This is a genomic window from Azohydromonas sp., assembly GCF_035325925.1.
Lineage (GTDB): Bacteria > Pseudomonadota > Gammaproteobacteria > Burkholderiales > Burkholderiaceae_C > Calidifontimicrobium.
Genome location: NZ_DAOKZA010000081.1, coordinates 1 through 8,633, shown reverse-complemented (window position 1 = coordinate 8,633; position 8,633 = coordinate 1). Strand labels below are relative to the sequence as shown.

Annotated in this window: 8 protein-coding genes and 1 pseudogene; 2 read left to right on the top strand and 7 right to left on the bottom strand. The window is 75.1% G+C overall.

Going from position 1 to position 8,633, the window contains the following annotated elements; translation table 11 throughout:
• From PKC53_RS18020 to PKC53_RS17995, 6 genes and pseudogenes are all read right to left on the bottom strand, one after another.
• Positions 1 to 223: pseudogene (locus PKC53_RS18020) on the bottom strand (amino acid ABC transporter substrate-binding protein); the annotation flags it as partial.
• 34 nt (positions 224 to 257) lie between these two features.
• Positions 258 to 1,295 carry a branched-chain amino acid ABC transporter permease gene (locus PKC53_RS18015; protein WP_324431156.1) on the bottom strand — a complete coding sequence of 346 codons (1,038 nt, stop codon included), beginning with the start codon at positions 1,293 to 1,295 and terminating at the stop codon, positions 258 to 260.
• Between the two features lie 13 nt (positions 1,296 to 1,308).
• Complete coding sequence (locus PKC53_RS18010; RefSeq protein ID WP_324431155.1) at positions 1,309 to 2,202, bottom strand: branched-chain amino acid ABC transporter permease; 894 nt, start codon at positions 2,200 to 2,202, stop codon at positions 1,309 to 1,311.
• On the bottom strand, positions 2,199 to 3,035 hold the full coding sequence (locus PKC53_RS18005; protein WP_324431153.1) for an ABC transporter ATP-binding protein: 837 nt from the start codon (positions 3,033 to 3,035) through the stop codon (positions 2,199 to 2,201). The genes PKC53_RS18010 and PKC53_RS18005 overlap by 4 nt, the downstream gene beginning before the upstream one ends.
• A complete protein-coding gene (locus tag PKC53_RS18000) occupies positions 3,032 to 3,748 on the bottom strand; it encodes a TetR/AcrR family transcriptional regulator (protein ID WP_324431151.1) in 717 nt (238 codons plus the stop codon). The genes PKC53_RS18005 and PKC53_RS18000 overlap by 4 nt, the downstream gene beginning before the upstream one ends.
• A gap of 167 nt (positions 3,749 to 3,915) precedes the next feature.
• Complete coding sequence (locus tag PKC53_RS17995) at positions 3,916 to 4,689, bottom strand: ProQ/FinO family protein (protein WP_324431150.1); 774 nt, start codon at positions 4,687 to 4,689, stop codon at positions 3,916 to 3,918.
• A 102-nt stretch (positions 4,690 to 4,791) separates the two neighbouring features.
• Between PKC53_RS17995 and PKC53_RS17990 the strand changes: the two genes are divergently transcribed.
• On the top strand, positions 4,792 to 6,150 hold the full coding sequence (locus PKC53_RS17990) for a pitrilysin family protein (protein WP_324431148.1): 1,359 nt from the start codon (positions 4,792 to 4,794) through the stop codon (positions 6,148 to 6,150).
• A gap of 44 nt (positions 6,151 to 6,194) precedes the next feature.
• Positions 6,195 to 7,652 (top strand): pitrilysin family protein, encoded by a 1,458-nt coding sequence (locus PKC53_RS17985; RefSeq protein WP_324431146.1) that lies wholly within the window; start codon positions 6,195 to 6,197, stop codon positions 7,650 to 7,652.
• Between the two features lie 126 nt (positions 7,653 to 7,778).
• Here PKC53_RS17985 and PKC53_RS17980 read toward each other — a convergent pair.
• Positions 7,779 to 8,633, bottom strand: an 855-nt coding sequence (locus PKC53_RS17980; RefSeq protein ID WP_324431144.1) for an ABC transporter permease, incomplete at its 5' end; no start/stop codon positions are given.

Below are 8,633 nucleotides of genomic sequence, written 5' to 3'. Positions count from 1 at the left end.
AGCGCAGCTTGCGGCCCTTGATGCCGCCGGCGTCGTTGACGATCTTCACGTAGTCGGAGATGCCGGCGTTGATGCCGATGCCGGCGAAGGCGAACACGCCGGTCATCGGGATCGAGCCGCCGAGCACGATGTCCTCGCCCTGCGCGTGGGCGGGGCCGCTGGCGAGGGCGGCGACGGTGGCCGCGGCGGCGACGGCCATCAGGGTGCGACGCTGGATGCTCATGGGAAGTCTCCTGGGGGTGGTGGGCGGAGGCCGTTCAGGTGCGGAACGGCCAGAGGTGGAAGTAGCGCCGCACGCGTCGCCAGATCTCGGCGAGGCCGTGCGGTTCGAAGATCAGGAAGCCGACGATCAGCGCGCCGAACACGATCGTGCGCACCGGCGACAGCACCAGCGCGGCGCCGCTGGACAGCGGCAGCCAGCCGACGACGAGCTTGAGCAGCTCGGGCACCAGCGTCATGAACACCGCGCCGAGGACGCTGCCGAGGATCGTGCCCATGCCGCCGACGATGATCGCGGCGAGGAAGAAGATGCTCATGATCAGCGGGAAGCTCTCGGGCGTGACGACGCGGAAGAAGTACGCCCACAGCCCGCCGGCGACGCCGGCGTAGAACGACGACAGCCCGAAGCTCAGCAGCTTGTAGCGCAGCAGCGGGATGCCCAGCACCTCGGCCGAGATGTCGCGGTCGCGGATCGCGATGAAGGCGCGGCCGATGCGCGTGCGAAACAGGTTCGCCGCGCCGAGCAGCATCAGCGCGGCCACCGGCACGATCAGCCAGTACAGCCTGAACGAGGTGTCGAGCGCGACGCCGAACAGCCGCGCCGGCGGCACCGACAGCCCCGAGGTGCCGCCGGTGATCGCGAGGTTGGCGAACAGGAAGTGCGCGAGCACCGACGCGGCGATCGTCGAGATCGCCAGGTACAGCCCCTTGACGCGCAGCGACGGGATGCCGACGACGATGCCGCCGAGCATCGCGACGACGCCGCCGGCGAGCAGGTTCAGCGCGAACGGCGTGCCCAGCCGCGTCTCGAGGATCGCCACCGTGTACGCGCCCAGCCCCATGAACGCGGCCTGGCCCAGGCTGACCAGCCCGGTGTAGCCGGTGAGGATGTTCAGCCCGGTCGCGCTGGCGACGTTGATCGCGATCAGGCACGCCAGGTACAGCCAGTACTCGTCGGCCATGAACGGGAACGCCGCCAGCGCCGCCGCCAGCACGACCAGCCAGCCGCGCTGCGTGCGCGTGTCGAACAGCGCGGCGTCGGCCTCGTAGCTCTGCTTGGCGGCACCGATGCGCATGGTCCGTCGCCCCTTACAGCCGTTCGATCTCGTGCGTGCCGAACAGCCCGTACGGACGCAGCAGCAGCACCAGCACCAGCAGCGAGAAGGTGGCCAGCATCTTGTACTCGCCGCCGAGGTAGGCGCCGGCCCAGGCCTCGACCAGGCCGACCAGCAGCCCGCCGAGCAGCGCGCCGGCCACCGAGTCGAGGCCGCCGACGATCACCACCACCAGCACCGACAGCCCGAACACGCCCATCGTCGACGAGATGCCGCCGATCGCGCCGACGACGATGCCGGCCACCGCGGCGATCATCGCCGCCGCCGTCCACGCCAGCGAAAACACGCGCGGCACGTCGATGCCCATCGAGTACGCCGCGGCCTGGTCCGACGCGGTGGCGCGCAGCGCGACCGCGCCGCGCCAGAAGCGGAACACCAGCAGCACCGCGGCGATCAGCAGCGCGGTCACGACGAAGCCGTAGAACACCTTCGGCGCGACCATCGCCTCGCCGAGCAGCACCGGGTCGCTGGGCATGAACTCGGGCAGGCGGCGCGGGTCGGCGGTCCACACCAGCTCGACCACGCCGACCAGGATCGACGCCAGCCCGACGGTGACCATGAAGGTCGAGATCGGCGACTCGCCGAGCATCGGGCGGATCATCGTGCGCTCGACCAGCGCGCCCAGCGCGCCCGAGGCGAGCACCGCACCGACGATGGCCGCCCAGATCGGCAGCCCGGCGCCGGCGGCGAGCGCGAAGAACACGTAGGCGGCCATCATCAGCATCTCGCCGATCGCCAGGTTCACCACCCGCGTGGCCTTGTAGATGATGACGAAGGCCAGCCCGGTGAGCGCGAGCAGCCCACCGCTGCCCAGCCCGGCGAGCGAGATCTCGGCGAAGAACAGCCAGTCGAAGCCCGACGCATTCACGCCGCCGCCCCCGCCGCCCCGGCGCGCGCCGCCGCGGCGCCGGCGCGCAGCCGCGACATGTCGCCCGAGCCCAGGTAGGCGCGCACCACCTCGGGATCGTCCTGCACGTCGCGCGGCACGCCGGCGGCGATGACCTGGCCGAAGTTGAGCACCACGACGTGGTCCGACAGGTCCATCACCATGCCCATGTCGTGCTCGACCATCAGCACCGTCACGCCCCACTCGTCGCGCACGTCGAGGATGAAGCGCGCCATGTCCTCGGTCTCCTCGCGGTTCATGCCGGCCACCGGTTCGTCGAGCATCAGCACCTGCGGCTGCATCGCCAGCGCGCGCGCCATCTCGACGCGCTTCTGCAGCCCGTACGGCAGCGCGGCCACGGGCGCGTGGCGGATGTGGTCGATCTCGAGGAAGTCGATGATGCGCTGCTCGACGTCGGCGCGCAGCGCGGCCTCCTCGCGCGCGGCAGCGCCGCGGTACCACAGCGCCTGCAGCACGTGGGTCTTCAGGTGCGCGTGGCGGCCGAGCTTGATGTTGTCGAGCACCGTCATGCCGCGGAACAGCGCGATGTTCTGGAAGCTGCGCGCCAGCCCCAGCTTCGCGCGCCGCGGCGCCGGCACCTGCGTGATGTCCTCGCCGCGGAACACGATGCGCCCGGCGTTGGGCCGGTAGAAGCCCGAGATGGTGTTGAACAGCGAGGTCTTGCCCGCGCCGTTGGGCCCGATCACCGAGGTGATCGAGCCCGGCCGCACCTGCAGGCTGACGCCGTCGAGCGCCTTGACGCCGCCGAAGGCGAGCGTCACGCCGTCGATCTCGAGCACCGGCGCCGTGCTCACGCCTTCCCCCTGTGCGCCGGCTTCGGCGGGCGCTTCGACACCGGCCGGCGCGCCGCGGCGACGCGCCGCGTGGCGGCGCCGACCGCACCCGCCCGCGGCACCACGCCGTTGAGCAGCACGTCGATGCAGCGCTCGGCGACGGTGTCGGCGTCGAGCGGGCCGGCCGGGTCGTACCAGCGCCCGATCCAGCTCAGCCCGCCGGCCAGCGTGAACGCGGCGAGCTTGGCGTCGCACGGCGCGATCACGCCCTCGGCGATGCCCTGCTCGATCAGCCCGCGGAACTCGTGGTCGATCTTCGCCTTCAGCGCGCGCAGGCGGCGCCGGCTGTCGGCCGGCAGCGGCTCCTCGCCGACGCGGATCACGCACATGCCGAAGTCGCGCGTGACGACGCTGGCGTAGGCGCGCATGCAGCCGCGCAGCTTGTCGAGTGCGCTGCCGCCGCTGCGCGCGGCCTCGGCGATGCCTTCGCGCACCATCTCCAGCCCGATCTGCACGCAGGCGAACAGGATCGCCTCCTTGCTCTCGACGTAGTAGTACAGCGTCGGCTTGGTGACGTGCAGCCGCTCGGCGACCTCGTCGAGCGAGGTGGCGTGGAAGCCCTTCTCGTTGAACAGCCGCACCGCGGTGCGCAGCACGGCCTCGCGCTTGTCGGCGCGGCCGCGGGCGCGCGCGGCGGCGGCCGGCCAGGGCGACGTGAAGGTTTCGGCGGACACGGGCCGGGGCGGGACGGGCGGGAGGGGGTGGCGTGGTGGGGCCGCGGCGGCCCTTACTCGCGAGTAACCTGTTTGCCGCGCAGTATCCGCACCGGCATCGACCCCGGTGATGGGGCTTACCCGCGGTCGCCGTCGGCGCCCCCCGGCGCCAACGGCGCCGCGCGGGCTCAGCGCGGGGCGCGCGGGCGGCGAGGCGGGCGAAGCGCGCCGCCGTCGCCGCGTCGCCCCTGGCCCGGCGGCTCGGGGTGCGCCGGCCGCTCGGCGGCCTCGCGGCGCGCCTGCGCCAGTTGCGCCTCGAGCGCCTCGGGCGTCAGCCCCTTGAGCGCGCCGAAGTTGGCCGCGGCCAGCGTGGTGCGCTCGAAGTCGCGCAGCAGCGCGGCGCGTGCACGGCGCTGCTGCTCGTCGCGCGCGCGCTGCTCGGCCTCGCGTTCGCGCTGGCCGGCGAAGCGCGCGCGCCGACGCGCGAGTTCGTCGAGCGCGGCCTGGCGGTGCTCGGCGGCGATCTCGCCGGCGGGCTCGCCGTCGAGGCCGAAACGCTGCGCGCCGCGCGCCACCGCGTTCAGGTACGCGGTGCTGCCGGTGTGCCGGCGCATGAACGCCGAAAGCACCGAGCGCGAGAACACGCCCGGCGCGCGCGCCTGGATGTCGGCATGCACGCGCAGCTTCAACGGCTTCGGCGCGCCGGCGAACAGCGCCGGGAACAGCGCGGCGAGGCGCTGCGCGCACTCGGCCGGCGACATCGCCGGCTGCGCGGCCGGAGCCGCACTCGCCGCGCCGGCTTCGGCCGCGGGCACGTACGGCGCGTCATGCGGTGCGGGTGCCGACCCGATCGTCGGCTCGATCGTCGGCTCGATCGTCGGCTCGATCGGCGTCGCGGGCTGCGGCGCGTCCGCGCCGGCCTGCGGTGGCGGCGCGGCGGCGGTGTCGTCGGGGTCGGGCATGCGGCAGCCGGAGGGTCGCGAAGGGCCGCATTGTGCCCACCGGCGCGGCGCCGGCGCACGGCGCGCTATCGTTCGCTCCCGCGCCACCGCCACCCGCCCCCGATGACCCTGGACCGCCGCCGCCTGCTGCTCGCCTTGCCCGCCGCGGCGCTGTCGTCGGCGCTGCGGCCGGCGTGGGCAGGCATCGCGCCGCTGCGCGTGCCGCCGCTGCCGCTGCGCGGCTGGTCGCTCGACAACGGGCTGCAGGTCGTCGCGCTGCCCGACGACCGCGCGTCGTCGGTCAGCGTGCAGGTGTGGTATCGCGTGGGCGGCAAGGACGACCCGCCGGGGCGCTCGGGTTTCGCGCACCTGTTCGAGCACCTGATGTTCAAGGGCACGCGGCACATGCCCGCCGAGACGCTCGACCGCCTGACCGAGGACGTCGGCGGGCAGAACAACGCCTTCACGACCGAGGACTTCACCGTCTACCAGAGCGAGGTGCCGTCCAACCACCTCGAGCCGCTGCTGTGGGCCGAGGCCGAGCGCATGGCGCACCTCGAGGTCGAGCAGGCCCACTTCGACAGCGAGCGCCAGGTGGTGATCGAGGAGTACCGCGAGCGCGTGCTCGCCGCCCCCTACGGCCGGTTGTTCGAGGCGCTGGCGCCGGCGGCGTTCGAGCACCACCCCTACGGCCGCGGCGTGATCGGGCGCATCGACGACCTGCAGTCGGCGTCGCTGGCCGACGTGCGGGCGTTCCACGGCCGCTTCTACCGCCCCGACAACGCGGCGCTGATCGTCGCCGGCGGCTTCGACGCCGCCGACCTCGGGCGCTGGGTGCGGCGCTACTTCGCGCCGATCGCGCGCCCGGCGGCGCCGATCCCGCGCGTGGCGGTGCACGAGCCGCCGCGCGAGCGCGACGCCGAACGCCGGCTCGCCGCGCCCGGCGTGCCGCTGCCCGCGGTGGCGCTGGTGTGGCGCGGCCCGCCCGCGGCGCACGCCGACGCCGCGGCGCTGCAGGTCGCCGCGTCGCTGCTCGCCGGCGGCGACTCGTCGCGGCTGCACGAGGCGCTGGTGCGGCGCCGGCGGCTGGCGCGCGCCGCCGGCTTCAGCGCCGACCTGTGGGCCGACGCCGGCCTGCTGGTGGCCTGGGCGATCGCCGCCGGAGGCGTCGACCCGGCGCCGCTGGCGCAGGCGCTGTCGCGCGAGCTGGCGCAGCTCGCCGCACGCGGGCCCGCCGCCACCGAACTCGACAAGGTGCGCACCGGGCTGGCGACGCGCGCGCTGGCCGAGCGCGAGACGCCGCAGGGCCGCGCCGAGACCGCGGGCTGGGCGCTGACGCTGCGCGGCGACCCCGCGGCGGCCGATCGCGAGCTGGCCGAGTTGCAGGCCGTCGGCGCCGCCGACGTGCAGCGCGCCGTGCGCGCACACCTGCTCGAGCGGCGCCGCGTAACGCTGACCTACCTGCAGGGCGACGCGGCGTGAGCGCCGGCGCGAGCCCCGCGCCGCGGCGGACCGCACGAGGTGCCGTGCTGCGCTCGGTGGGGGTCGCCGCGCTGGTCACCGCCGCGGCCGTGCGCGCGGCGACGCCGGGCGTCGACGCACCGCCGCCGCCGGCGCCGCCGCGAGCCCTGCAGCTGCCGCCGCTGCACGAGCTCGTGCTCGACAACGGGCTGCGCGCCGTGTTCGCGCCGCGGCCGGCGCTGCCGCTGGCGAGCGTCGCGATCGTGCTGCGTGGCGGCGCCGAGGCCGACCCGCCGGGGCGTGCCGGGCTGGCCGACGCCACCGCGACGCTGCTGGCGCGCGGCGCGCTGCGCGGCGGCCGGGCGGTCGACGCGTCGGCGCTGGCGCGCCAGGCCGAGGCGCTGGGCGCGTCGCTGGAGTCCGACGGCGACTGGCGCAGCGTGCGCGTCGCGATGACCGTCAGCACGCCCAGGCTCGACGCCGCGCTGGCGCTGCTCGCCGACGTGGTGCGCCGGCCGCTGCTCGCCGGCGACGAACTCGAACGCTGGCGCGCGCAGGCGCTCGACGACGTCGACCTCGCGCTCGCCGACCCGGCGGTGGTCGCCGCGCAGGTCGCGCGCCGCCTGCGCTGGGGCGCGGGCGCGCACGGCGCGGTGGTCACGCGCGCGTCGGTGCAGCGCATCTCGCGCGACGACGTGCGCGCGCTGCACCGGCGCATCGCGCGCCCCGACGCCGCGCTGGTGGTGTTCGCCGGCGACGTCGACGCGCCACGCGCGCTGGCGCTGCTGCGCCGCCACCTGGGTGACTGGCGCCGGCCCACCGGCGCACCGGCGACGGTTGCGGCGTCGGCCACCGCGCCGCTGCCGACGCGACTGGCGCTGGTCGACATGCCGGGTGCCGGCCAGAGCAGCGTCGTCTTGGCCGCGCCGTGGGCCGGCAGCGCCGACCCCGAACTGCCCACGGCGCAGGTCGCCGCGGCGCTGCTCGCCGGCGGCTACTCGTCGCGGCTGAGCCAGGCGGTGCGCATCCGCCGCGGCCTGAGCTACGGCGTGTACGGCAGCACCGAGGCCTACGCCGCCGACGGCTGGTGGGGCGCGGCGGCGCAGACGCACCACGCCAGCGCCGCGCAGGTGCTGCAGCTGATGCGCGACGAGGTCGAGCGCCTGCGCCACGAGCCGCCGGACGCCGACGAGCTGGCCGCGCGGCAGGCGGCGCTGGTGGGCGCCTTCGCGCGCGGCTGGGAGACCACCGCCGGCACCGCGACGCTGCTGGCGTCGCACTGGGCCGCCGGGCGGCCGTGGTCGGCGCTCGCCGAGCACCCGCGGCGCATCGGCGCGGTCGACGGCGCGCAGGTCGGCGACTTCGCGCGACGCCGCTGGCCACCCGACGCGCTGCGCGCCGTCGTCGTCGGCGACCTCGCCGCCGCCGGCGACGCCGTGCCGACGGCCGCGGGGCCGGTGCTTCGGCTGCCGCTGTCGCAGGTCGACTTCGACCGCACCGCGCTCACCGCGGAGGCGCCCTGATCGGGGCGCGGCGACCGCCCTTCGACCGCCGAGCGCGCCGGGGCCGCGGGCCACCTGTCGCTCCATGTCCCCCCCCCCCCCGGGCCGGGCGACGGCAGTGCCCGGGCAGTGGCCTGCAAGCCCGCGTCACTCGTGCCGCAGCGCCTCGATCGGGTCGAGCTGCGCCGCGCGGCGCGCCGGGAAGTAGCCGAAGATCACGCCGATCGCCGCCGCGAACACGAACGCGAGCACGTTGATGCCGGGGTCGAACAGGTAGGGCACGCCCATCACGCCGGTCAGCACGACCGACGCGACGGTGGCGATGGCCAGCCCGATCAGCCCGCCGAGCGCGGCCAGCACCACCGCCTCGATCAGGAACTGCAGCAACACCTCGTGGCCGAGCGCGCCGATCGCCAGCCGGATGCCGATCTCGCGCGTGCGCTCGGTGACGCTGACCAGCATGATGTTCATGATGCCGATGCCGCCCACGAGCAGGCTCACCGCGGCCACGGCGCCGAGCAGCGTGGTCATGACCTGCGTGGTGCCCGACAGCGTGTCGGCGAGCTGCTGGGTGTCGAGCACGTTGAAGTTGTTCTCGTCGCTGTCGGCGAGCTTGCGGCGCTCGCGCAGCAGCCGCGTCAGGTCGGCCTTGACGCCTTCGGCGTTGGCACCGTCGGCCATCGACACCAGGATCGTGCCGACGTTGAGGCTGCCGGTCAGGCGCCGCTGCACGGTGTTGATCGGCATCACCACCACGTCGTCCTGGTCCTGGCCGATGCCGCCCTGGCCCTTGCTGCGCAGCAGGCCGATGATCTCGCAGCTGATGTTGCGCACGCGCAGCCGCGAACCCACCGGCTCCTCGGCGCCGAACAGCTCGCGCCGCACGGTGGCGCCGATCAGGCACACCGCGCTGCCGGCGCGCAGCTCGGCCGGCTCGAAAATGCGCCCGTCGGCCAGCGTCCAGTTGTTGGTCTCGAAGTAGGCGTTGGTCGTGCCGTAGAC